The organism is Ihuprevotella massiliensis (assembly GCA_900095835.1).
Taxonomy (GTDB): Bacteria; Bacteroidota; Bacteroidia; order Bacteroidales; family Bacteroidaceae; genus Alloprevotella; species Alloprevotella massiliensis.
In genome coordinates this window covers 2,203,853-2,227,565 of record LT608321.1, presented here as the reverse complement: position 1 = coordinate 2,227,565, position 23,713 = coordinate 2,203,853, and the positions used below count along the sequence as shown (strand labels likewise).

At 45.9% G+C, this 23,713-nt stretch carries 18 protein-coding genes and 1 pseudogene; 11 read left to right on the top strand and 8 right to left on the bottom strand.

The genetic code is table 11. The features are described 5' to 3' along the window. Positions 1-402 precede the first annotated feature (402 nt). From BQ2633_RS08970 to BQ2633_RS08930, 8 genes and pseudogenes are all read left to right on the top strand, one after another. The gene (locus BQ2633_RS08970; protein WP_346048516.1) at positions 403-2,550 is read left to right on the top strand and encodes a TonB-dependent receptor; all 2,148 of its coding nucleotides are present in this window, start codon (positions 403-405) and stop codon (positions 2,548-2,550) included. Between the two features lie 42 nt (positions 2,551-2,592). Next, positions 2,593-3,921, top strand: coding sequence for a DUF4374 domain-containing protein (locus BQ2633_RS08965; RefSeq protein ID WP_075566573.1), 1,329 nt, complete (start codon positions 2,593-2,595; stop codon positions 3,919-3,921). A gap of 86 nt (positions 3,922-4,007) precedes the next feature. After that, positions 4,008-5,339, top strand: a complete 1,332-nt coding sequence (locus BQ2633_RS08960; RefSeq protein WP_075566571.1) for a DUF4374 domain-containing protein — start codon at positions 4,008-4,010, stop codon at positions 5,337-5,339. A 20-nt stretch (positions 5,340-5,359) separates the two neighbouring features. After that, positions 5,360-6,004 (top strand): nitroreductase family protein, encoded by a 645-nt coding sequence (locus BQ2633_RS08955; protein ID WP_346048513.1) that lies wholly within the window; start codon positions 5,360-5,362, stop codon positions 6,002-6,004. 357 nt (positions 6,005-6,361) lie between these two features. Further along, positions 6,362-7,861 (top strand): CocE/NonD family hydrolase, encoded by a 1,500-nt coding sequence (locus BQ2633_RS08950; RefSeq protein WP_346048511.1) that lies wholly within the window; start codon positions 6,362-6,364, stop codon positions 7,859-7,861. A gap of 4 nt (positions 7,862-7,865) precedes the next feature. After that, positions 7,866-8,080 (top strand): annotated as a pseudogene (locus tag BQ2633_RS11610) (MATE family efflux transporter); the annotation flags it as partial. 719 nt (positions 8,081-8,799) lie between these two features. After that, the gene (locus BQ2633_RS08935) at positions 8,800-10,509 is read left to right on the top strand and encodes an AAA domain-containing protein (RefSeq protein WP_075566568.1); all 1,710 of its coding nucleotides are present in this window, start codon (positions 8,800-8,802) and stop codon (positions 10,507-10,509) included. After that, complete coding sequence (locus BQ2633_RS08930; RefSeq protein ID WP_075566567.1) at positions 10,509-10,712, top strand: hypothetical protein; 204 nt, start codon at positions 10,509-10,511, stop codon at positions 10,710-10,712. The genes BQ2633_RS08935 and BQ2633_RS08930 overlap by 1 nt, the downstream gene beginning before the upstream one ends. 223 nt (positions 10,713-10,935) lie before the next feature. On the opposite strand, the gene BQ2633_RS08925 is transcribed toward BQ2633_RS08930, so the two are convergent. Further along, on the bottom strand, positions 10,936-13,017 hold the full coding sequence (locus BQ2633_RS08925; RefSeq protein WP_075566566.1) for a GmrSD restriction endonuclease domain-containing protein: 2,082 nt from the start codon (positions 13,015-13,017) through the stop codon (positions 10,936-10,938). After that, positions 13,004-14,452 carry a DUF262 domain-containing protein gene (locus BQ2633_RS08920; protein ID WP_141700182.1) on the bottom strand — a complete coding sequence of 483 codons (1,449 nt, stop codon included), beginning with the start codon at positions 14,450-14,452 and terminating at the stop codon, positions 13,004-13,006. The genes BQ2633_RS08925 and BQ2633_RS08920 overlap by 14 nt, the downstream gene beginning before the upstream one ends. 750 nt (positions 14,453-15,202) lie before the next feature. Between BQ2633_RS08920 and BQ2633_RS08915 the strand changes: the two genes are divergently transcribed. The 3 genes from BQ2633_RS08915 to BQ2633_RS11340 all read left to right on the top strand — a co-directional run bounded on the left by BQ2633_RS08915 (position 15,203) and on the right by BQ2633_RS11340 (position 17,401). Further along, positions 15,203-15,898, top strand: a complete 696-nt coding sequence (locus BQ2633_RS08915) for a leucine-rich repeat domain-containing protein (protein WP_075566565.1) — start codon at positions 15,203-15,205, stop codon at positions 15,896-15,898. Next, on the top strand, positions 15,895-16,518 hold the full coding sequence (locus tag BQ2633_RS08910) for a hypothetical protein (RefSeq protein WP_075566563.1): 624 nt from the start codon (positions 15,895-15,897) through the stop codon (positions 16,516-16,518). Before BQ2633_RS08915 ends, BQ2633_RS08910 begins: the two co-directional genes overlap by 4 nt. A 208-nt stretch (positions 16,519-16,726) precedes the next feature. Next, on the top strand, positions 16,727-17,401 hold the full coding sequence (locus tag BQ2633_RS11340) for a hypothetical protein (protein WP_141700181.1): 675 nt from the start codon (positions 16,727-16,729) through the stop codon (positions 17,399-17,401). Positions 17,402-17,875: 474 nt separating this feature from the next. On the opposite strand, the gene BQ2633_RS08900 is transcribed toward BQ2633_RS11340, so the two are convergent. The 6 genes from BQ2633_RS08900 to BQ2633_RS08875 all read right to left on the bottom strand — a co-directional run bounded on the left by BQ2633_RS08900 (position 17,876) and on the right by BQ2633_RS08875 (position 23,550). Further along, a complete protein-coding gene (locus BQ2633_RS08900; protein ID WP_075566561.1) occupies positions 17,876-19,009 on the bottom strand; it encodes a cupin domain-containing carboxymuconolactone decarboxylase family protein in 1,134 nt (377 codons plus the stop codon). A 14-nt stretch (positions 19,010-19,023) separates the two neighbouring features. Then, a complete protein-coding gene (locus tag BQ2633_RS08895) occupies positions 19,024-20,061 on the bottom strand; it encodes an alpha/beta hydrolase (protein ID WP_428829845.1) in 1,038 nt (345 codons plus the stop codon). 61 nt (positions 20,062-20,122) lie between these two features. After that, positions 20,123-21,103, bottom strand: coding sequence for an aldo/keto reductase (locus tag BQ2633_RS08890; protein WP_075566557.1), 981 nt, complete (start codon positions 21,101-21,103; stop codon positions 20,123-20,125). 103 nt (positions 21,104-21,206) lie between these two features. Next, positions 21,207-22,106, bottom strand: coding sequence for an alpha/beta hydrolase (locus tag BQ2633_RS08885; protein ID WP_346048506.1), 900 nt, complete (start codon positions 22,104-22,106; stop codon positions 21,207-21,209). 363 nt (positions 22,107-22,469) lie between these two features. Further along, positions 22,470-22,970: a flavodoxin gene (locus BQ2633_RS08880; RefSeq protein WP_075567346.1), complete on the bottom strand. Its 501-nt coding sequence runs from the start codon at positions 22,968-22,970 to the stop codon at positions 22,470-22,472. Between the two features lie 229 nt (positions 22,971-23,199). Then, complete coding sequence (locus tag BQ2633_RS08875; protein ID WP_075566553.1) at positions 23,200-23,550, bottom strand: flavodoxin family protein; 351 nt, start codon at positions 23,548-23,550, stop codon at positions 23,200-23,202. Between the last annotated feature and the right edge of the window lie 163 nt (positions 23,551-23,713).

Sequence of the window (23,713 nt, the reverse complement as noted above, 5' to 3'; positions counted from 1 at the left end):
GCAAAGCCACAAAAAGACTTTTGCGACATGAGCACTAGCAGGCAAAAATAGTCGCATCGAAAATCATCGTTTCTGAGTATTGTGCATTCTCAGAAGTGTTTTTATCTTTGCAGCTAAGAACTTAACAGAGTAGAAAGACAAATCTTTCGACTCAGTTGGAAAGTATGGAATAAAGCAACGGATAAGTGAGAAACAGTCATTGCCCATATCATTCCTTTCGTGTTATGTGATAAAGGTTTGAAAGCGCCTTTGTTATATTTATATCGCTAAGAATGTGCTAGGCCCGACGTACAATACTCCTTATGGTACCACAAACATTTTCCACTAAACGGAAATAACTTCTATATGGTAAGGAGTAATTGTGTACGTAGGGGTGTATTGGCTCTATGCGCGCTGTTCATTATGGCAGCGGCATGGGCTCAGCAGGATTCAGACTCCCTCAAAAATTATAAACATCATCACAGAACAGAGCAACAGGGTGGCAAGTTGAAGCAAACCCAGCATCTGGATGAAGTAGTGGTTCGTGGCAGCCAAGTGAAGCGTGTCAATTCGTCGGCATTTAATGTTTTGGCGGTAGACACTCGACGCTTGCGCAATACGAACTTCGATTTGGCGCATGTTCTCGATCGTGTGCCCGGTGTGAAGGTGCGCGAAGAGGGAGGACTAGGTTCTGGCGTAAGCATAAACCTTAATGGATTTACAGGAAAACACGTGAAGCTATTCATCGACGGTGTGCCGATGGATGGCGCCTCTTCCAGTTTCAGTATTAACAATATACCTGCAAGCTTTGCCCAACGCATCGAGGTGTATAAGGGCGTCGTGCCTGTGGATTTTGGGGGTGATGCCTTGGGAGGTGCCATCAACATTGTAACGGATCATTCTCCGCACACTTCTGTTGATGCCAGTTATAGCTATGGTTCGTTCAATACTCATCGTAGCAAACTCTCTCTTGGGTGGTGGGGCAAATCGGGGTTCACCTTCCGTCTGAATGCCTATCAGAATTATTCGGATAATGACTACAAGGTAAAGACGCAATGGACCGACCTCAAGACCAATGCGGTGAGCAAAGACGAGGCGTGGTTTCGCCGATTTCATGATCAATACCATAATGAGGCTGCTGTGTTGCAAATCGGTGTGATGGATCAGCAATGGGCAAACAAACTCATTTTCGGTTTGAACTATAGCCAAGAATATGCACAAATACAGAATGCCAACTTGATGAAAATAGTGTTTGGTGGCAAGGAACGCACCGCACAAGGATGGACACCATCCCTACTCTATGAGAAGCGAAATCTTATTTTTCCAGATTTGAATTTGCGCTTGTCGACTCGATACGACATGGTGAAGACCAATAATGTGGATACGCTCAGTCGTACGTATAGTTGGACGGGGGAATACAAAGTAAACTCCTATCAAGGAGAGGGCGTGCCTAGCCTTGCAGAGTTTAAGGGCTACACTTGGGCAACTGTAGCCCAGCTGACCTATCATCGTGGCGATCAGCATTTCTTTACCCTCAATGATACGTACACTCATTATCGACGTCGCACCACTAACGCAGCTTCCAACAATGTGCAGAGTTCTGCTGCAACCTTTATGCGTCGCCTCAACGCTAAGAACACCTTGGGACTCTCCTATAAGTTCCTTCCCAGTCAGCACTGGAATATGGTGGTTTTTCTCAAACACTACGCATCGCATGTAAGGGGCCCTGTCAATGTGGCTTCGTCTGGACGTGCCATTTATCAGGAGCAGGAACGTTCTACTCATGCTTTGGGGCATGGCGTGGCAGGAACTTGTTTCCTATTGCACAAAGACCTACAGGCGAAATTGTCGTATGAACGCACTTATTGTCTCCCCACAGATCGCGAACTCTTTGGCGATGGAGATTATGAAGAGGGTAATACCACGCTTCGTCCAGAGAAGAGTGATAATTTGAACTTTAATTTGAATTATCAGCACACTTTTTGTGATGCACACACGGTGAGTGTGGATGCAGGCTTCAACTATCGCTATATGCAGGACTACATCATTCGCACCATTGGTCAGAAAGGTGTAGCTGTGAGCACCAACCACGGCAAGGTGTTGGGAAAGGGACTGGACCTCAGTCTACATTATTATTTCAAGGATGTAGCAAGCATCGGTGGAAATTTTTCGATACAGAACACTCGCGACCAAGAACGCTTCAATAGTATTGGTGCACCATCCATAACTTATGGTGACCGTGTGCCCAATCTGCCTTACACCTTTGGCGGTGCTGAGGCTAGCTATGCGTTCAAGCACGTGCTGGGTAGGGATAATCGACTGACAGTGGGGTGTGACATAAGATACATACATAAATTCTATCGTTCGTGGGCAAGCGAAGGAGCAAAACTCTATGTGCCAGAGCAGTTGAGCTGTGATGCGAATGTCGTCTATGCTATACAGGGTGGCAGATATAACGTGTCGTTGGAAGCCAACAATATTACGAATGCTTTACTCTACGACAATTATAGTTTGCAAAAGCCTGGACAAAACTTCAGTATTAAGTTCCGCTATGTTTTTTATAAACAGTAGGGCATAAACTAACCAATTAGTGAATAAGACACGTATATAAGAATGAGAAATAACTTTTTATCATGGTTTGATGTAGCGAAGGCAGGGCTATTTCTTAGTCTCTTCGGAGCAGCTATTGCCTTCGTCAGTTGTAGCAGTGGAGATGGTCCAATCTCTCCCAACAAAGGCGGAACTACCTCATCGGAGGGTGATGCAAGGAATGGAAAAGGGGCTTACTTCATAGCCGTGAAGAGCGACAACGGCACGGAATATATCATGCAGACTAATAGTCTAACAGCAGGTGATCTTGACATAAGAAACAATGTCATGGAATTGCCGCAGACAGAATATACCTGGATCTTTGATCGTCACAATGCTGTTGGCATGGTCTATCAGCAACAATTTTCCGGTCTGGGATATGGATTGCGCTGGACGTCTGATGACGGTCCGTTTGCCAAGCTAGGTGAGTTTCGCATTGACACTCGTTTCTCCAACTATGGTTTCTTTAATGGTCAACTAGTGACAAGTGTTGGAGGTCAGGTTTCTGCCGATGGCAAACGAAATGACGGAGCCACCTTTGTTTTTTGGAATATCACCAGTGAGGGAGTGAAACTAGACCATACAAAGACCATTTGGACAGAGCCTATCACAGGTAATGGTCAGCAAGTGACATTCTCCAGCATTGTTGATAATGGCGACGGTACATTCCTCACGGCTATGGTGCAGTCAGCCTTCCATCAGACAGGAACGGGGGATGGTTCCAGCGTTGGCGAAGTGAAATACCCCGATAGTGTATGGGTAGCCAAGATGGACAAGGAGCTCAATGTGCTTAAGGTGTATCGTGACAATCGCATAAGCTATGCTGCTGGTCACTATCGCTCTCAGGTTCTCCACGAAGTGTTCAAAACCCAGGATGGAACTGTGTATGTCTTTTCCAATGGATTTAATGCGGCAACCACTCGCAAGGCTGGTGCTCTACGCATCCACAAAGGGGCAGACGAGTTTGATCAAGATTATTACTTCGACATTCAAACCCCTACCGATGGCTACAAGTTCCGCCGTGTTTGGTATATAACAGGCAGTAAGTTCCTCCTCGAGCTCTACAATGAAAGGAAAATCAACACTCTATCTGCAGGACATCAGTTTGCAATGGTCGATATGGAGAGCAAGAAGTTTACCTGGCTCAGTGGGCTTCCCGCCAAGAATCTCATCACCTCAGGAGCAGAGACAGGAGGTGTCCCCATGTATGCTGATGGAGTAGTCTATTTACCGATAACCCAGTTTGGTCAAGATGCTGCCATCTATCTGGTAAATCCCGAAACGGGAGTGGCAACAAAGGGAATCACCATTAGGGGAGTGAGGGAAATTAGAACACTTGGCAAGTTGAACTAAGCAACTCTCACATCGCTCTTTACTAGATCACAAGACAAGGATATATCAATCATCAACAATAACATAATAGTAAACAAAAAAGAACAATGAAGAAGTATTTCTTTCCTGTTGCGCTTATGGCGCTCGCATCCTGCGTGACACTTGCGTCGTGCACAGACGAAGAGCAGAACGAGAAGGGAGGTACCCCTTCTGTGAACCCACCTAAAGAGGTTCGTTTTATCGTAACTTCTGGCGACCCCTCCACCGACCTCACAGGTGGCGTTTACATGAAGGTCTACAATGATTTGTCCACCCCTAAAAATGGTGAGACCGTGTATGGTGCTGCTGATGCAGTAAGGTCTTATGACAGTTTCACGCAGATGACTTACAACAAGACTAGTGGCATCTTTACGGGCTACATCTATGCTCGTGGTGCTTCTGCTGAGGGAATTGGCAGCATGAAAGCAGGTCTCCGTAATTACAAGGTAGAGAATGGCAAATTGACAGAGGTGGGTTCGCCAGTGTTGGTGACTGCTTTTGGCAACACGGGCACATTTGGCACCTATTCTTATGCGGCGCACATTAGTCAACCCTATGCTATGGTGGTGGATAAGAATGGTGCTGGCAATAACATTGCGGTAGATTTGCCCCAGTATGCCATTGACAATGTAAATCCTAACATTTCCAACATTGTGGACATGGGAAACAACCAGGTGGCTATGGTTTTGAACTACAGTAATCGAGATTCTGCAGCAGTAGCCATCTGCGACAACAACCTGAAGGTCAAAAAGGTGATTTATGATCAACGCATCGGCACGTCAGTAGGAGCCATGCGCTCTGTTCGCTACACGATGAGTGGTGCAGACGACAAGGGCAACGTCTATGTGTTCTCTGGAGCGAGTGCAAAAGACGGCAAGGTGGGTGCTCTTCGTATTAAGAAAGGAGACACCGAATTTGACAAGAACTATCAGTTTAACATCCTTGCAGCATCAGATGGATATCGTTTCCGCAAGGCTTTTCACATCAGTGGTAGCAAATTCTTGCTTGAGTTTTATCTCGACAAGAATAAGTATGGCAACATGGATGCTTCTGGTAAGATGGCGGTTGTGGATGTAGAGGCTAAGACCTTGACATGGGTGACCGGACTTCCAGATGCCTCTACCATATCATTGGGTTGGGGCGATGGCTATGCAGGTGCCTACTATCTTCCCGTAGCAGCTCCCACGCGCATGGGTGGCGGTGGCAAGAATCATGGTGGTGGCAACGGAAATCATGAGGGCGACAATGGAAATCATGGTGGCAGAAATGGAAACCCCACACGTGGTGCCTCTACTATCACTCCTACCATTTACAAGATAGACGCTAACTCAGGTGTAGCCAGTCCCTTTATGACCTTTGGAAATGGAGATTTGCTCAAGGCCATCACTATTCTAAAATAATCATCTATTGTTTCAATCGTATGTACAAACTCAATAAAATGCTCATAGCCGCTTTGGCGGTTATGGGCTTCATCTCAGCGAAAGCACAGACCACACTTCCTAGTAGTATCGCGCAAGTTGTTAAGGAGGACGCAAGCGCAAAGACGGTGTTGGAGAATATCCTGACTCGCACCAGTATTAGAAAATTCAAGCAACAACCAGTGGAAGACGCTAAGATAGAAGCTTTGCTGCGCGCTGGTATGGCTGCCCCTACGTCGGGCAATAAGCAACCCTGGCATTTCGTGGTGCTAAAAGAGAAGAAGGATATTGAGAAATATGCTGAGTCCAACCAGTATCATGCAGAAGACATCAAGAAGACTCCGCTCTTTATCTTTGTCTGTGCAGATACTACGCGCATGGCAGAGGGACAGTCTAAGGATCTCTGGATACAAGATTTGTCTGCTGCTTCAGAAAACATTCTTCTGGCTGCTCATGCCCTGGGATTAGGGGCTTGTTGGACTACCGTTTATCCTATTGAGAAGAAGGTGAAGGGTATTTCAAAAACCTTGAATTTGCCTAGTCATTTGATACCTTTGAATGGCATCATCATCGGTTATCCAGCTGAAATGGAGCAACCTAAGGATAAGTGGGATGTCCAAAAGGTAACCTACGGCATACGACAATAGCCACTGCGAGGTCTGTAAAAGCCAATTTACAGCCTTCTCGTTCATCAATGCTGTCTGATAAAACAGTTTGCTAACCATAATCTATGGCAAGGTGTCCGCCTTATGTTGGCACTGGACGTTTTGTCGGACAGCATTGATTGTTTATTTCTCCCCCTCGTGTGGGGTGAGGGTGCGGTTATTCCTTTCCGTGCAAGAAGGAGCAGAACTTATTTCTTGTTTTTCTCAACGACAAAGTAGCCCAAGGAAGACGACTAATGAGAAAAATGAAATAAGACGTTTGAGAAAACGACTGGATTCAAAAAGAATGGAGAGAAGAAATCACCGCAATAGTAAACTACAATTTTAAAACAATACAACATGATGAAAAAGTTTATGCTTGCCACTATGAGTGTGCTATTGGCTGTCAATGTCAATGCGGCTAAACAGCCCAAGCGCACTGCTCTGCGATTTGATTCTAACAGTGGGGTGAAATCCGCTTTGACCATGCCTGATGGCAAAGTGGTAAACTACACGGCTTATAACAAACTTTATTTTGTTACCAATGTAGAGGATTCTACCTATCAGTATATGAATATCTTTGTGCCAGAAGGGGCTAACGAGCAGACACCTATCTTTCTGCGCACATACGTGGGGGGCTATATGCCCAGTCAGGCAGGTAAGCCACAAGCACAGGATGCAAGTGGACGTGCCTTGGCAGAGGGGTATGTTCTCGTCATTCCGGGTAGCCGTGGCCGTACTTCTACCGTGAAGAAAGGAAAGAAAACGATTTATACTGGTCGTGCTCCGAAAGCCCTACTCGACTTGAAAGCGGCTATCCGCTACCTACGTCATTTTGACAACCTTATACCAGGTAATACAGAGAAGATTATTACTGACGGTACCAGTGCAGGTGGAGCGATGTCGAGTTTGATGGGTGCAACAGGTAATCATCCAGCCTATGAATCTCTACTCAAGGCTATGGGCGCAGCTGACGGACGTGATGATGTCTTTGCGAGTGTGTGCTATTGTCCGATTACCGACCTTGATCATGCGGATATGGCATACGAATGGTTGTACGGAAATACCGATAGTCGCAAGAGCCTTGCAGCAAGTAAGCAGACGCTGATTAAGGAATTGGCGGCACAGTTCCCATCTTATATCAACTCACTCGGCTTGAAGAAGGCTGATGGTACACAGCTCAATGCCGACAACTATCTTGACTATATTAAGCAGATTATCATCCGTAGTGCTCAGGATGCTAAAGATGCAGGTGCAGACATCCCTGATTCTATCGGCTTTACATTCAGCAGTGAGGCTGCTTTTCAGGCTCCTATCAATGGCGGTGTAGGTATGGCACGTCCTGCAGGAATGGGGGGCAGTATGCCTCCAATGTTGATGGGTCGCGGAAAAAGAGTGGGTGAATACATCACAGACCTTGATATGAACAAGTATCTTAACTACGTAGTAAGTACGCAAGCCCTCAAGGGGGTACCCTCTTTTGACAGCTACAACGTGGACGGAGCAGCTGCAAGTGGTGAGAATGGTGAGTTTGGAGACGAGCAAGGTGCTGATGTTAACTTTACTGCATGGGCAGCAGCAAAGACGGGTAGTACATTATCTGACGAGGTGAAGGAGAATGTCCGCCTGCTAAACCCTATGTATTTCATCGGTGATGGCATCACGACTGTTGCTCCTCATTGGTACATCCGCCATGGTGCGCGCGATCGCGACACCGCTTTTCCCATTGCCATCAATCTGGCTACCAAACTGCAAAATGCGGGTAAGGACGTCAATTTCAAACTCCCGTGGAATCGTCCTCACAGTGGTGACTATGCCCTGAAAGAACTCTTCAGCTGGATAGCCAAGATTGTAAAATAAAGCAATGAGCGATAAATATACATTTCTGAGCCAGGCGCCTGTCCATCGTGTGATAGGCGCCATGGCTAAACCTACCATCATCTCTATGTTGCTGACCAGTATGTATAATCTGGTCGATACGTTTTTTTTGTAGGTAGGATTAATACGCTATCCACTGCTGCGGTAGGTATCGTCTTCAGTGTATTGTTCTTCATCCAAGCCTTTTCTTTTTTCTTGGGTATACCCATCGGCACATCTCATTTGAGGGACGATTTGTAAAAGAAATCATAGCTGATTGTGCTTTCAAAATCGAAGTTCAACATAATCCCAAATCGGTCATTAGACCGTTATAGTGATCCTAGTTATTGATAAGATAACTTCCTGCGATCTTTCATTTTCTTGTTGGCATCTTGTTTTTCGTTGGTTCTCGCCGTAGCCCGCTACACCTTCGAGGCAACGACAAACCATCTGCTCAACCATCCAATAAAACCTGTTCAGGATCTAATGACCGATTTGGAACAAAATAAGGATGAAGTACATTTTGTATTTCATCCTTTTTCTTTTTCACACAATAGCTGAGACATTAGACGTTAGAGGTAAGACGTTAGACTTTAGAAAGCTGGCGCAGTTGGACGCTTCGCCGCAGGCTCTAACGTCTAAATTCTAACCTCTAACGTCTTATCTCTAACATCTAAGCACAGCTCGAGCCACTTGTGGCGAGCAGAAAGGGTCCGTGACCCTCTAACGTCTAATGTCTAACATCTAACGTCTAAACACAGATTTTCTCGGTTTTTATTCTTATTTTTGCCTCATCAATGATAACACAGCAATAACTCCACTCATCAGCCATGGAAATTGTCAAAGTGGACAATGGTAGGGCACGACAAGGATTTGTGAGTGTCCCTCGCTTTCATTGATGATGAACCGTCCAAGCGATAATAGCCCCAAAAGATGAAACCATGACGTACACCCAAGAAGATTACGACTATTTTCTCACCTGTGAATATGAGAGCCTAGAAGAAGGTTATGATCAGACAAGCAGCCTGAGCTGTGCTTTTCTTAAGTCGCGAGGACTACTCTTTGCAGCACGCTACGGCAACCAAAGTCAGAATGACCCCTTTGTCTTTGAAGTGCCTACGGGAGAATACCTCATCACCAAAAGAACCTGGTGGACCCTCGTCATTCTCCCCCTAGAGGACGGAATACCCGAGGAGCACTGGGAAGACTTGTCGTGGAAAGCACTCATGGATAGGGCGACTTGCAAATCCCCTGGATGCTGTTGTGTGTGGACCAATACGATCGATAAAGATAAATACCATATCGGCATTATGGGGCTATCGCAAGATTTCGTCCTTGCACTTGAAAAACAGAAAACTTTAGTGGTACTAGGTCCCAACATGCCTCCACTGGATTACTACTCCAACTTGAGAACGTTGCTCTCCGTCCCTTACACTGTAGCCTGCAAAAATACACTCAACTTTGACTTTGCTCCGCAAAACCTGTGGCATCCCGCTCCCATCACGGACCAAGACGACATGACCACCATCATCGAAGAGGCGCTCTCCACGCACGATGTTGTGGCGATACAAGGTCCTCCGGGCACTGGCAAAACAACTAAAATTACGGAATTCATAGCTCATCTGTTGCGACAGGGAAAAAGTGTGCTCGTGACCACGCTCACCAACCAAACGCTGATGGAGGTGGCACGAAAACAAGCGCTGGAGAAATTCTTGGAAGAAGGAAAAATCTCTAAAACGAGTCTCCTACACGAAGAATATAATGAACTCCCTACACTGCAAACCCTCCCCAACAACGAATGTTCGCCCCGACCAGGCTTTCTGACGCTTGGCACCTTCTTTTGGACAAGCGGATGGGCACATGCTCATCCTCACCAGCCTTACGACTATGTCATCGTAGACGAAGCAAGTCAAGCCTTTCTGCCCATGCTGGCAGCCTCGCGCACTCTAGGGAAAAAGGTGATTTGGATAGGCGATCAGCAACAGTTGTCGCCCATCGTGCTCAGCAAAGAGACTTGGAGGGATTTCAAAGACTACACTCCTCTGGTGCAAGGCTTCGACACTCTGTGCAATCATTTGGACATCCCAGGATTTATCCTCACGAGCACCTACAGACTCACACAGCGCGGGGCGGAATATACGGGCATCTTCTATGGCAATAAATTGATTTCTGCCGCAGCCGTGCAAAGCACCAATGGTGCGGTGAAAGAAAACCACCCCGCTGGAGGTCCTGTGTTTTTGCCCTTCTCGCTAAATGATGGCGACAAACGCTGCGAGAGTGCCTGCACGATGATCTACAATTTGGTGTCCCAACTCATTCAGAGCGATAAGAAAGTGAGCATTGCTGTGCTTGCCAAATTTAAGGAGACCGTAAACAATCTCCAGCGGAAATTCAACTATTTCCCTCAAAAGTTTCTCAACCGAATCAAAGTTTCCACGGTAGAGAAAGTGCAAGGTCTATCGGTGGACTACACGATTTTCTTGATTCCTCATGTGGCATATCGCAGTTCGCTCGATCGTTCTCTCTTCAATGTTGCCACTTCGCGCGCTAGCAGCTGCACCTTCATTGTGGCAAACGAAGACATCCTCAACCAAAACATGCCACCCGAGGTGAGAACTTATCTTGAGAATCTCATCCATCGCCGCAAATAGTGCATCGCCGCCTAAAGCACTATGGAGAAGGGGCTGACGACTCTTTCTTATGTAACAGCGTCTACCTCGATAACCTGCTGCTCCGCGACAACTATAAATCCACGCACATCGGAACGTTGCTGGAAGGTCGTCAAAATTATGATGGCCAAACCATGAAGATGCTCAAAGAGGTGTGCAGTTCCTTGCCTACTCCTCAAGCTTAAACGACAGTCCCTAGCTCATATCATGGGAGGGGGAAGGGACCTAGGATAAATTATGGCTAACGTCTAAGCACAGCTCGAGGCGAGCGCAACGCAGTGAAGACGAAGCTGGGCAGAAAGGGGGATAGACGTTAGAGATTAGACGTTAGACGTTAGAAGGCTCGCGCGGTTGGACTCTTCGCCGCAGGGCTCTAACGTCTAATGTCTAACCTCTAACGTCTAATTTCTAATGTCTAACGTCTAATATATTCTTTATCCTCTCGCGGGCTTCCTCATAGTGGGCTTTAATTTGTTCTTTTTCCCACTCTCCCTCCTTTACACGCTCCATCATTTCTTGCAGCTTGAGGCTAAGGGCACTGCGCATTTCTTTGCTACTCCCGAAGTTATCGTACTTCGCTTTGGGCATATTGTTGCTGAACTTCGAATTCATGCTGCTACTGATCAAACAGAGATTGCCAAAACTATTCAAGTACTCAGTGGGGAGGGGCTCATAGCCAGGCATCGGTTTTTGGGGATAGAAGTGCTCCACCGAAGTGCGGTAAGTGAAATCGAACTTCTCGTGTTGCACAGACTCCTCGTCTTGCTCGAACTTCTCGTGTTGCCTAGACTTCTTTCTCTGGAGGTGTTGTTCTAACTTCTCTCTCCAGAGAATGAAATCATAGAAGTTGAAGATGAAATTCTGGACATTGCAACCTTGGTTGATGGCTCCCCAATCTATATCGTCAATATGATTTTGGGGCATTCCCCCTTCGCGATAGACTATCTCTTCAAAACTATGTTTTTTACCGTCCTTTGCGAGGTAAACATCGAGCATATAACAGCGTGCCAAATCATACAACCATTTGCGCAGAGAATCATCTTGGGGATTAGTCGTATGCACATGATAGAGCACAGCATTGAGCCAATGCTTATAAATCTGTGTTGGAGCTGAAACGTGAAACATCGCCTCCAGCAGTCGGATTTCTTTGCCTTTGTCGCTTTCACACTCTGCGTCTTCTGCTTTATTGCTCGAAGAGAAGGTGTTGACATAACTCACGGTCTTATGCTCATACTTCAGCGTTTTCAGACTCCAGCTTTCTGTGCCGTTGACATATTCGCGCTTGATGACATAGCGATCATAGAGCGTTCGCAATAAGAGGAGTTGCATGATGAAGTATTTCACAAAGTCTTTCTTTTCCGCTTCGGTGCCTAGAGAACTAAGCACCGCTTGGAAGGTGGGAATTAAGGCTTTGTCATCGAGTCTGATTTGAGCATCCACGTCTTTATCGTGATAGCACACCTTGAGCACTTGCAACAAGAAGTTGGGGAAGTTGATGATTGAGCCAAAGCGTTCTGACTTTCCTTTGCCTGCACTTCCATCACTAGGTAAGGGATAGCTTTCATTATTATTAGCATCTGTGAAAAGGCTGTCTAGGGTGTGTGGTGCACCGTCTTCACCGCTTGTTGTGTTGTCGCTTTCCTTTTGAGGGAGGGCTTTATACAATTTATCGAAATAGGTAGCATCGAAATAGGTAGCATCGAAAGACTCACCCTGCAGTTCTGACCATTCTTTGGTGAAAAGCACATTTCTCATACCAACCGAGAAATTCATTTGCACATAAGCACTCATGTCTGAACAAGCCTCCCAAATCAGATGAAAGAGGTGATGCTCTTCAGAAGCCAGTTTGCCCATCAACACCGCTTTGAGCACCTCGTGCTTCTCGAGTTGCTCCCCACGCGTGTTCATGATTTCAAAATAATGATTCAACTGAGTGTCTTGCGGCACAGGGATGCGAAGCATAATCACCTTCTCAAAAAGGTAGGCGGCGAAGGTTTCCAAATCCAGTCGTTTGGCAATAAGCATAGGCTTCAGATGCTTTTCAAGCAAACGATATACGCTCACAATGTTCTGCGCAGACGGATGCTGCGAAAGCTGTCCATTCACAAGCATCATGAGCGCCTCATCGGCTTCTTTTCGATGGTCATAAGACAAATTGGGCTTTTCAAACCAGCCAGCCTTCTCCTGATGCTTCAATAAGCAGGCGAGAATGGTCAATGTCGTCAAACGCTGCTGACCATCTATCGTTTCGAAATACGTCTCTCCATGAGCTGTGCGAAGAAACACCACAGCCGAACCGATGTAATAAGGCTGTTCCTTATTCTGTTTCTTATTCTTTTGCGCATAGTCGGAGATGTCTTCCAACAACTGCAAGGCTTCCCTTTCTCCCCAGTCATAGTTGCGCTGATAAATGGGAATCACATATTTCCCCTCACTGAGAAATTCCCTGATGTTCAAGGTCGCGGGCTTTAATAGTTCATTCTTTGTCATAGTACTTCTTGTATTGTGTGAATATCTCCTTTACCTCCTTACAATAAGAGCATTTTACCTCTTTCTCTTTCACTCCTTCGATGTAGACATTGATGAGGTCATAGGGTGTTTTGGCTTCATGGATATGTCTGAACATGCTCCCCCACTGCGCAGCGTATTTGTCCACAGATGCCAAACGCACGGCAGAGAGCTCTAGACGCAGTTTGTATGCCCAAATGAAGAATTGGGGCACCACCCTATCGAGTTCTTCTTCGCCAAAGCGGTCTACGTAGTACAAGAGCACCGTGTAAAACATGCTTCTCACATATCTATCGCCCGTTCTTTGGCAGCCTTTATAGGTTTTGACCATCTTCATGATCTCTTTCGCGCGACTTCCATCTGGCAAGGTATCTCGATAATTGCGAATCCGCTGATACAAGGCTGCATAATGTCGAATCATATCAAAGAAACGTCCTCCATTGACGATTTGATCATCGAGGTTGAAGGGATATTCGATACGCTGCTGGTCGATTATCCGGACGGGGTCTTGATTATACATCGTCGTAAACAGATGGGCGATGATTTCCATCTGATAGAAGGGATAGCGTTTGCCATCGATCAAGGAGATGCCTTTGAACATCTCTGTGTGGTCTTTCGTAAAATACTTTGCCGTCTTGCCATGCGACCATCGTTTGGCGCGAAACAAGATGAGAAAAAGTTCCTTCAATTTGTCTGTAGGCAGCTTTTGCCATTCGTCAATATTGTGGCTATCTTCCTCGGTGAGCGAGGGTATCTCCCTCAGATGGTAGGCTTTGAGCAGGTCGTGTGGGGCAAGATCCTTGCCACGCGCATTTTGAGCATCGAAAAACTGGAACGCCTCTGATATGCTGCCCAAACGCACCACCACAAACTCGCACTTGTTCAATAGGAAATCCAAAAGTTGCTGATCAAAGTCTGCCTGACGTTGCTGGATGGCGTGGATGTTCTCAACGACATTGTGCAGGGTGTAGCGATGGGTAAAAGCGACATTCTTCGATTGCATAAAAGCCTCAACCCCCTTCAGCTGCTGTTGATAGTTGGCTTTGACTGTTCCCTCTGGCAAGGCCTCGTACATGACTCGAATCAGCAAAGCCAAGGTGATGATACGTTGCTGACCATCCACGATTTCATCGTTGTGCAACACCAGCGTGCCGAGGCGATACTGCTGTTGATGTTTGAAGGTAAGAAGGTCGGAAATCAGTTGATTGACATTCTTTGCGGTCCACTTGTAGGGTCTTTGATAGGGAGGGATGATCAACTTGTCGAAGGGCAACTCGCCCACTTTACGGATTTCCACTTCCAACTTCCCAGTCTTCTCCGCTTGAAGTTCGTAGACATGATTAGACGACAAAGTTTCGCTTTGTGCGGTGTAGTCTTGCACCTTTTGAAGGAGGTTGTTATCGATAGGAATTGCCATCTTCTTTATGTTTTTCAGACCTACACTTTGCGAACCGTCCAACTTCAGTTCCAAAGCCTTGGCTTATTTATACGATGTTGTTTCATTGATTACAAATTGCCCTCCATCGGTTGTTCACATCCGCAAAGGATAGCACACGGAAGTCTGCCGCGTTCTTCGCCAGCCTCACAGATTTATTCATCGATAGGAGTGCAGTCCTCATAATATCTCTTTGTACCAATGACAGATATTACGCTCCATCTGCAAAGTTACAACTTGGATAGCGATTCTCCATTCACAACTATAAAATATTTTGTACACATTCTTTTTTTCGAGGAACTTCCCCTCCAAACGCTAACTACCTTGGTGTGTACTTCAAAGGATGAGGATAAGGCAGGAAGAGAAGGGGGAATATGAGGAAGAAAATTTTTTACCCAAAAACAACTCAATCATTTGTTTGAATGGAAGGATTTTTCTATTTTTGTGGAAAATTAAAGACGACAAGGCTCTCTTGGTATGCGTACTTGCAGCCTGACATGAAAACAGCAACGTTGCTAGGCGATAAGAAACTAGAAAACGAAGCAATATCTTTATTGAAATCTTGCTTGATCAATCACCAGTTACCATTATTGGTGGTGGGGGGAAGGATTCATTGGGGCAGATGCTCCATTCCATCCCGACCGCGAACATATTTATATGCTCAAATATGACCATGGGGCAATCAGTGAGGCAATCAGAGAATACCAACTGTTTCTAATACTCCGATAAATTATGACTAAGTCTCTTGCACTTCATAAGCTGCGTACCACCTTGCTTGGACTTGGCTTATTGCTTTCTTTCTTCTGTTGCTTATCTTTCAGCTTAAAAGGTTCGTCTGGAGGAGACAAACTTGCTAAGCTTTACCAATTACCATGGGGAACTCACATTAAATACCTTGATTTATCAGGACAAAATCTCACAGAAGTTCCGATACTCTCCATGTACGATATCGAATCGCTCAACCTTTCGCACAATAACATTAGGAGTATCAATATGCGAAATCTTCCCATCGCTTTGAAAAAGCTCAATGTGTCGTATAATCATTTGTCCGACACAATCGTATGGAATGAACTCTATGCTCCAGACCTTCGGGTGCTTAATTTCTCACACAACAGAATAACAGCATTCATTCCTTTGTTTCGGAATATGGACCTGCTCGATCTATCTTACAACGATTTGGTACATTACATAGAGCATAATATGCACTTGAAGTGCGAAACGTCTCGTATTCTTGTAGCAAATATCAGTTACAATCCTCGTCTGTCACCAATCGTACTCAGGGTCTACTCTTGGATGCCTCTTCATACGCTACGTATTATAAGAAAAGGTACGCCAGCTGAGCACAAAAGACTTGATTACAATCAGCGCCGCGGGGAAGAAATCGGTTTGAAATATGATCTATATAACCATCTAGACTACTTCCAATGAATATCTTGTTTATCTTCTTGTTTGTGCTATTCTTAGACTTCAATGGTAGCCAGACGCCAGTCAAAGGACTCAAAGCTCTCTACGAATTTCCTGCAGGAAGTCATATCGGGTATTGCGATCTTAGCCATCAACAGCTTAAGACTATGCCTAATCTATCCATGTATCATATAGATACGCTGGATATTTCGTACAATGAGATACGAAGTTTGGACAATGCTCTTCTGTTTCCTCAAGACTTGGTATTTCTTAATATCAGCCACAACAACATGAAGTTTGTTCTGATAAACATGCCCAAATCATCTACTGATATAGGGACTAAACGCTTTGTAGGCTTCTATCCAGAGCTATTTCCAAAGTTAGAGCAATTAGATGTTGCTTATAATCGTGTGAAGCGTCTAGTGCTCCCTCCGAGCATTCGTCATGTTAATGCAGAGCATTGTGAATTGCTGTCGATTCGTCTTTGTCTCCCTTACGACCAGCAACACAAAATCACTTATCTCAACCTCAACGACAATCCAGAACTATATGGTGTTGTGAACTTTGACGTGAACACAATAGACACATTGCTCACCAGCAATTGTGCAAATGGATATCCCTTAATTAAGGCTCCTGATGAATAAGCTTAACTCATCCCCTCTAAGCGGTTCTCGGATTCACGAGACAATCATTGAGGGTAGAGTTGGTGCTCCAAAACCATCGAAAAAGTAGCTATTACCGACTCCTTTTCAAAAGACGTTTTCGCCGACATGACATAGTCCAAAACATTTTCACGATTTAGACTTGCTCGTTTGTTTCAAGAAAACGTTTCACTAAAACACTTCATTTACGATGAAACATTTACTCACTCTTCTGTTGGCTGTGCTTTGTATGAGCATGGTAAGCATGCATGATTTGCAAAAAGACAATCGAGAAGAAGCAAAGCGACTTGTGCAAAGCACACAGATTATGACATTCAATGGCAAGACGGATTCACTGATTCTGATTCTTGATCATGCCATACAGCTAGACTCTTCTCTTTGGGAAGCCTATTCTAGAAAAGTCTTCCTCCTCGATGTTGCTGGTCGACAATCGGAAGCTCTCCACATGTTAGAACAGCTTGAACGCGATGGACGTTTCGCTAACCAATCTTGCCTTTTGTTTCATCTGGGCGACCACTACTATTGTGCTAATGATACTCCACGTGGCAAAGAGAAATTCAGACAAGCGCTAAGCATAGACGAGGCTCGCTTTGCTGAACACCCTTGCGATTCTCTCATAACATGGCTAGCTTATGGCTATCGTCGCCTCTATGATGGTAAAACCGCTTGGAAGAAATGTATGGCTCTCTTCAAGAAGTCACCCATCACGAGTCGGAAAGCACGTAAAGAGGCTATCCAAGAAGTGCGTACTTGGGCTAACATTGGGGAGGGTCAGATTGGTGCTTGTCTTGACCCTTATAAATTCTACCAATTTGTGGACAAGCAGAAAAAAGAACACTTCCAGAGAACTATTGTTGTCCGGTAAACTTCCTATTGCCAAGGTGACATCTTGGGGCAGGTGCACCTTTTTGAGAAGATCATGATCGTGTTGGGCAGTAGAGGTCAGTTCTACCACCATCGGTACACCTACTTGACACCTCATAATGGTGTGTACCTTCATGCCACCTTTCTTCTTTCCGCTTTTAGGATGTCTACCTACTCCCTTAAGAATGTTGTCAAAGAGCATGATTGTGGTAGCATCCATCATATACAGCTGCTTCTCCCAGGCTTTTTGACAACTCACAGAGCGGCTGTCCGGCAAAATATGTACTTTTGCTCATGTTACTAGTGTTTTTTTCCAACAAGCAAAGTAACAAAAGAGGCTGAAATCCTGCAAGAGGGTTTCAGCCTTATTTTTATCATCAGAAAAACTTTTACCGGACAGCAATAATTCAGTATAGACAAAAAGAGCAGAAATCCTTTTCAAGAATCCCTGCCCATTTATATCTACAGTATATATCTATCCCTTATCTGTCAAAAGATTATGTACTTTAATAGCTGGGGCTGCATATTGTTTCCCAAGATTGAATTCGATTATATCTATCAATTCGCTCAGCTGATTGTGAGTGACCCCAAGATTCTGACAGATAGTCATGTGCGCCCTCAGCATCGGTTCTACACCACCCACGCCAGCAAGGATAGAAACCGTGCCAAGTTCCCTTTCCCGATAGCTGAGCAAATCACGCTCGAAAATGTCAGCAAAGAGATGTTCTTTCAAGAAAGTGTCTATCGCTGGGGCAAAAGCCGCATAACCGACTTTAGATGCGCTGAATGGTACGCCTGTCAACTCTGCCAATATATCGGCTCCACGTCGATATTTGTCCCCCTTTGCCTTCACTGGACTTGCTACACGCCCTACAGGATCGTTGATGCCTTCAGCCTTGCGAGCCTCGACCACTTCCATCATTGTTTGTATGGCACGTAATGAGCGTGGGAAGCCACAATAAGCATAGGCATGAATAAGAACTTCCTTTATTTCGTTTTGTGTCATTCCAGCCTCGAAGCCATGCGCAATGGCAAAGCGAAGCCCGTTCAAGTCGCCTTTACCCGTATATGAGCCGAGTGCGATAATTGCTCGCTCACGAGCTGTGAGACTTTTGGCGGCAGATACGCTGTCGCTCTCCTTGACAGCTGCATGATAAGCAGTTTTTCCCACAGGATTCTGCCATACAGTCCTGTTTGTCTTACTGTTGGGAATGACTGCCACGTGGGCAAACCAGTTGTCGGGTGTCGCGCCATGCCAGTGAACCACCCCCGGGGCAATCTCCACAATGTCACCGGCATGCAGACGGCGGGCAGGCTTTCCTTGCTCTTGATAGTAGCCAGTACCTGCCGTCGCAACGAGTATCTGACCGCCTGTGTGGTAATGCCATGAGTTGATACAACCAGGAGCGAAGGTCACATTGATAGCTGGGAGTTGCAGACTGTCGTTCTTTATTAGTGGAGACAGCCACACATCCCCCGTAAAATTAGCCGTTGGGGGATTTTTCTGCCCTGCCGGATAAGGTTGTTGGAACTCTTCGACACGAGTCTGTGACATCGCTGAAGCAGTTGTTACAACAGTCATCAGTGCTATGATTATTTTCTTTTTCACACGCTTTCCAATGATTACTTAATATCTAAATGATTCAGACTTAGCCACCTCGCAAAAACATCAGCGAGGACATCATTGTTCAAGTCCTGCATCAAGAAGTGGGTGTTACCATGAATTCCCTCCTTTGGAAGCTCAACTAACTTGGCATTGCCACCATGACGATTGATACATTCAACAAACTTACGTCCCATCTGCAAGCGCACGCGCCAGTTCTCATCACCAAGATTCTTGCTGGGTTTCTCCGGAATGTAATCGCCGAAATACATCACTATGGGAATCTCCGTCAAGCGCCTGAAAAGGCTCATTGGCACAGGGACTCCGGTACTGCCGCCAGTCAACCCGTCAATCTTGGCAGGCACTTCACCCTCTGGAAAAACATATACTCCAGGCTCATAAGCAGCCACTGCCTTTACCTTAGGATTCTGCATCGCAGCCATCCAACCAGGGAAGCCACCTGCCGAATGGGTGACGAGTATGGCAGAGTCGAGTTTCTTCACCAAAGCGTCAATGGCGGGGATGTCCTGCGTATGGTCGCTAAGATCAGGTGTCATCTCGCGGAAGAACTGGCTCAGATAGGTTGAGTCGGTCTTGAACTGTACCTCTTTATTATATTCGGGCCATACCCCAATGCGCCAAATATCAAACCAGAACATTTCGTCTGCCAAGGGTTTTACTGTTGTTGTGGACGATGTTCTTCCTGCCCGACCGCGCCCAGGAAGATCCATTACATAGGTTGGATAGCCATGACGCAGCATAAGCGTAGAGAAGCCCTCACGACCATCAGGCGTCATTTCCCAGCAAACACCTGAGCCGCCATAGCCATGCACGAATACGAGTGGGAGCTTACGGGCATCAGCTGGCACCTGATAATTAACAAAAGCATGGTCCACCCGACTGCTCTGTCCCGTTTCATCTTGTTCAGCCCAGCCGATAAACTTCGAATTATCATACTTCCCTTCATGAAGAATCGTCTTCCCACCCACCGAGAAGCTACCCTGCCTGGCTATTGACAAGGGCTGTTGTGCCATTGCGCCAGCCGACATCACCAGCATGGCAGCGATAATAATTTGTCTTGTTCTCATTTCTCTGAGTGTTTTCTATGTTTGCGCCACTTTATCTGTCTATATTCTTCTGACTTTCCGCCGAATACCGGTCACCTTTCAAGACAATGTTGTCCAAAGCTTTGTTGATTTCCGCCATTTCAGCCTCGGTGTAAGTGACTTCGGCAGCGGCAATGTTATCCTCCATGTGTCTCAAGCTCCTGCTACCGGGGATTGGAACAATGAATGGTCGCTGCGCTTTAAGCCATGAGAGAGCCACCTGTGCTGGAGTGATATTCTTTCGTTGGGCTATAGTCTTAACCAAATCTACGATAACCATATTTGCTTCAATATTCTCTTGTGAGAAGCGAGGCACCGTAGAACGGAAGTCGTTATTTCCAAATTTGGCATCTTTTGTTATTGTACCGGTGAGGAATCCTTTGCCTAACGGGCTGAAAGGTACGAGTCCTATACCCAATTCCTCCAATGTTCCTAAGAGCTTTTCTTCCGATTCACGCCAAAACATAGAGTATTCACTCTGTATAGCGGTAAGTGGAAGAACGGCATTGGCACGACGGATATTGTCTATACCTGCTTCCGACATTCCCCAGTGGAGCACTTTCCCTTCTCTCATGAGTTGAGCTACTGCATCGGCTACCTCCTCAATCGGTGTGTTCTTGTCCACACGGTGTTGATAATAAAGGTCGATATGATCTGTGCGAAGTCGACGCAGCGAACCCTCCACGCTCTCACGGATTGTTGCTGGAGAAGAGTCGTGTATCTGCTTGAAGCCCCTCAGCTGGATACCAAACTTCGTTGCTATCTTCACTTCATTACGAATAGGCTCTAAGGCTTCGCCAACGAGTTCTTCGTTGATATACGGGCCATAACACTCTGCGGTATCGAAGAAGTCGACACCCAAATCATGTGCCTTGCGGATAAGGGCGATCATCTCTTTCTTGTCCTTTGGCTCACCATATCCGTGGCTCATGCCCATACAGCCCAATCCTATTGCTGACACTTCAAGGTCTTTGCCTAATATTCTCTTTTCCATTATTCTTTTCTTATTTGATTGTTCTTGTAAATATAAATGATGTTTGCAATATTTGTCTGTAAGAGCATTGATGCCAGTGTGGCGGTTCGCTGCAAATTCTTTATTACAGATGGTTGATGAAGAACTGGTCTATCTTGCTAACAATCTGCTCAACATACTCCTTGACAAAATATGTCTGGATATGTGTAGCGCCTGGAACGATAAAGAGAGCCTTGTCTGCCGTACCCGTTGCCTTGGCAAAAGCCTCTTCCGACATATACCTGCTGTCTGCCTTTTCGCCTGCAATCACAAGCAGAGGCTGGCTGATGAGGTCAGCATGGTCGGTAGCGTCCCATGCCATCATATCCATCAACGAACTTTTCAGGTAACTGCCTGGCGCGTTAGGTGTACGGTGTGTAACGGCATAATAGAAAAAGCCCTCGCGATAAAGGTCTACCTTTATTTTGCGTGCCTCCTCTGGCGACATATCTGCAAAGCCCAGTACTTCGGGCTTTTCGCCTGCAGCTTCTTTCTGTCTTGCCAGTGATGCCTCTTTCTGTCGTTCCTGGATGGTGTTCATCTGAGTGCGCATAAAGCCGTTGCGGCGTACTTCGCCCGTATTGAACAGGCTCAATGTAGCCACAGCTTTGATGCGCTTATCCGCCTGAGCCGTAGCAAACGTATAACCGCCACCGCCACAGATGCCGAAAGCTCCGATTCGTTCCGGGGCGACACCGGGATAGTTCTGTATGAAGTCCACGGCACCGCTGATATCACCGATTCGGAAAGCCGGCTTGTCGGTGCGACGTGGTTCGCCACCGCTTTCTCCTTGATAGCGTGCGTCGAAAGCCAGGGTTACAAAGCCCGCTTCCGCCAATCGTTGGGCATAGAGCCCGGCAGTCTGATCCTTACTTCCTCCGTTAGGATGCGCCACCACAATGGCTGCGTAGTTTCCTTGCGGCGTGTAGCCTGCTGGTGTATAGACATTGCCCACGACCTCAATCCCGTCTACGGTATATTTCACTTTATGAATGTTTACCTTGCCGTCCTCGTTCTTCTCAATAGCGTTCTCATAGACCAGTCCGAGATTGTTCGGCGTCAGGGTCGGTCCCTCTTCGCCGTAATGCTGTGCATAAATATTGGTTATTGTCATCATTATTACGATTATTACTGATATTAATTTATTCATTCTATATATTTGATTGAAAATGTCTTACGTATCTGACATTCGGGTTCAACATCAATTGTATCTGCATTCTACTGATTTGCGTCTGGTCCTGCTCTGGTACATTCTCATTATCTCCCGAACAGGCAGCCATAACCCGTAAGCAGCAAAATGCCCGTCTTTGCTAATCTATTCATCATCATATTTGCGTTTTGTCATTCATCATAAATGGGACACAAACTTACCGCAGTGACTGACCCAGTCTTCCAACTCTTTGTCGTTCCACCGGTTCACACGCACGGCTGGTTTCCATGTAACGTCATAATTGATTGACTTGTGTAGATTCTTGTCGGTTTCACCCGGACCGCTGCTGTGGGAGGTGAAGCAGGGAATGATTGTCTTCCCCTTGAAGTCGTGTGCTTCGAGGAAGGTGTTGATGATGTTCGGAGCTATGTACCACCAGATGGGAAAGCCCACGAATACCACGTCATAATCTTTCATGTTGTCCACCTTTCGGGCAATGGCTGGCCGGCTGTCGGGTTCGGTCTTCATTTCGCGGTTCACACGCGAATGGTCGTCCTGCCAATCCACGTCGGCAGCCGTATAGGGTTGTGCCGCCTCGATTTCGAAAAGGTCGGCATTGGTCATTTTGGCTATTTTCTCGGCATACCCCTTGGTGGTGCCCATATAAGAAAAATAAGCTACGAGGACTTTTTGTCCCATATTGTTGTTTTGCATATTGCTTTCCTTTACTTTGCCCTTGCAGCCTGCTACAACGAGCAGCAATGCAAGGATGATTAAAAATTTGTTCGTCTGTTCTTTCTTTTTGGGTTCATAATGCAAAGGTATAATATTTATAGCAAGGAATCCTTACACAAAATTCGGTCGCTCTTATCATTTTATCAGAAAGGTACACTGGATTAACACAACCCTCCTTTTCCTGTATCCTTTTTTATCTATTCTCACTGAATCCAAGTTGGGCGAGCCATGTCTCCACCTGCTGTCGAGAGTCGGCAGTACCGATGGTGCGCCCTATGAGCCCGAGTTCTTGCAGATAGGTGATACCAGAGATACCCAAGTCGGTTTGCATGGCTCTCACCAGTCCACCTATTCTGCTCATCTCGTGAGTGCCGAAGGGAATGAGCGTCCTACCTTGCAGCTGCTTACGGTATGTGTCGTAGAACGTGTGCATAATCATCGGGACATCGAACCACCAGACCGGACAGGCAACGAATATATAGTTGTACTGGTGAAGTCTCTGTCTGTTTCTTTCAGTGCCGGACGTGCATTGGCATCTTTTCATTCTGATTTACCACAGCTTTGTAATTTTATAAAGACAAGCAAGCCTATGGCATTTACTTTCTGTAAAAAATGCATGGTAAATAGACTTTTGTGTAAAGCTGATTACACATAAACGGCGTATCTTTGCACTCGGAAATAAAAAACAATAACAATTAAAATGATGA

What these genes read in the sequence shown, in the direction of transcription:
- BQ2633_RS08970 (WP_346048516.1), top strand. Translation starts at nt 403, where the DNA reads ATGGCAGCGGCATGGGCTCAGCAGGATTCAGACTCCCTCAAAAATTAT.
- BQ2633_RS08965 (WP_075566573.1), top strand. Translation starts at nt 2,593, where the DNA reads ATGAGAAATAACTTTTTATCATGGTTTGATGTAGCGAAGGCAGGGCTA.
- BQ2633_RS08960 (WP_075566571.1), top strand. Translation starts at nt 4,008, where the DNA reads ATGAAGAAGTATTTCTTTCCTGTTGCGCTTATGGCGCTCGCATCCTGC.
- BQ2633_RS08955 (WP_346048513.1), top strand. Translation starts at nt 5,360, where the DNA reads ATGTACAAACTCAATAAAATGCTCATAGCCGCTTTGGCGGTTATGGGC.
- BQ2633_RS08950 (WP_346048511.1), top strand. Translation starts at nt 6,362, where the DNA reads ATGATGAAAAAGTTTATGCTTGCCACTATGAGTGTGCTATTGGCTGTC.
- BQ2633_RS08935 (WP_075566568.1), top strand. Translation starts at nt 8,800, where the DNA reads ATGACGTACACCCAAGAAGATTACGACTATTTTCTCACCTGTGAATAT.
- BQ2633_RS08925 (WP_075566566.1), bottom strand. Translation starts at nt 13,017, where the DNA reads ATGACAAAGAATGAACTATTAAAGCCCGCGACCTTGAACATCAGGGAA.
- BQ2633_RS08920 (WP_141700182.1), bottom strand. Translation starts at nt 14,452, where the DNA reads ATGGCAATTCCTATCGATAACAACCTCCTTCAAAAGGTGCAAGACTAC.
- BQ2633_RS08915 (WP_075566565.1), top strand. Translation starts at nt 15,203, where the DNA reads ATGACTAAGTCTCTTGCACTTCATAAGCTGCGTACCACCTTGCTTGGA.
- BQ2633_RS08910 (WP_075566563.1), top strand. Translation starts at nt 15,895, where the DNA reads ATGAATATCTTGTTTATCTTCTTGTTTGTGCTATTCTTAGACTTCAAT.
- BQ2633_RS11340 (WP_141700181.1), top strand. Translation starts at nt 16,727, where the DNA reads ATGAAACATTTACTCACTCTTCTGTTGGCTGTGCTTTGTATGAGCATG.
- BQ2633_RS08895 (WP_428829845.1), bottom strand. Translation starts at nt 20,061, where the DNA reads ATGCTGGTGATGTCGGCTGGCGCAATGGCACAACAGCCCTTGTCAATA.
- BQ2633_RS08890 (WP_075566557.1), bottom strand. Translation starts at nt 21,103, where the DNA reads ATGGAAAAGAGAATATTAGGCAAAGACCTTGAAGTGTCAGCAATAGGA.
- BQ2633_RS08880 (WP_075567346.1), bottom strand. Translation starts at nt 22,970, where the DNA reads ATGGGACAAAAAGTCCTCGTAGCTTATTTTTCTTATATGGGCACCACC.
- BQ2633_RS08875 (WP_075566553.1), bottom strand. Translation starts at nt 23,550, where the DNA reads ATGAAAAGATGCCAATGCACGTCCGGCACTGAAAGAAACAGACAGAGA.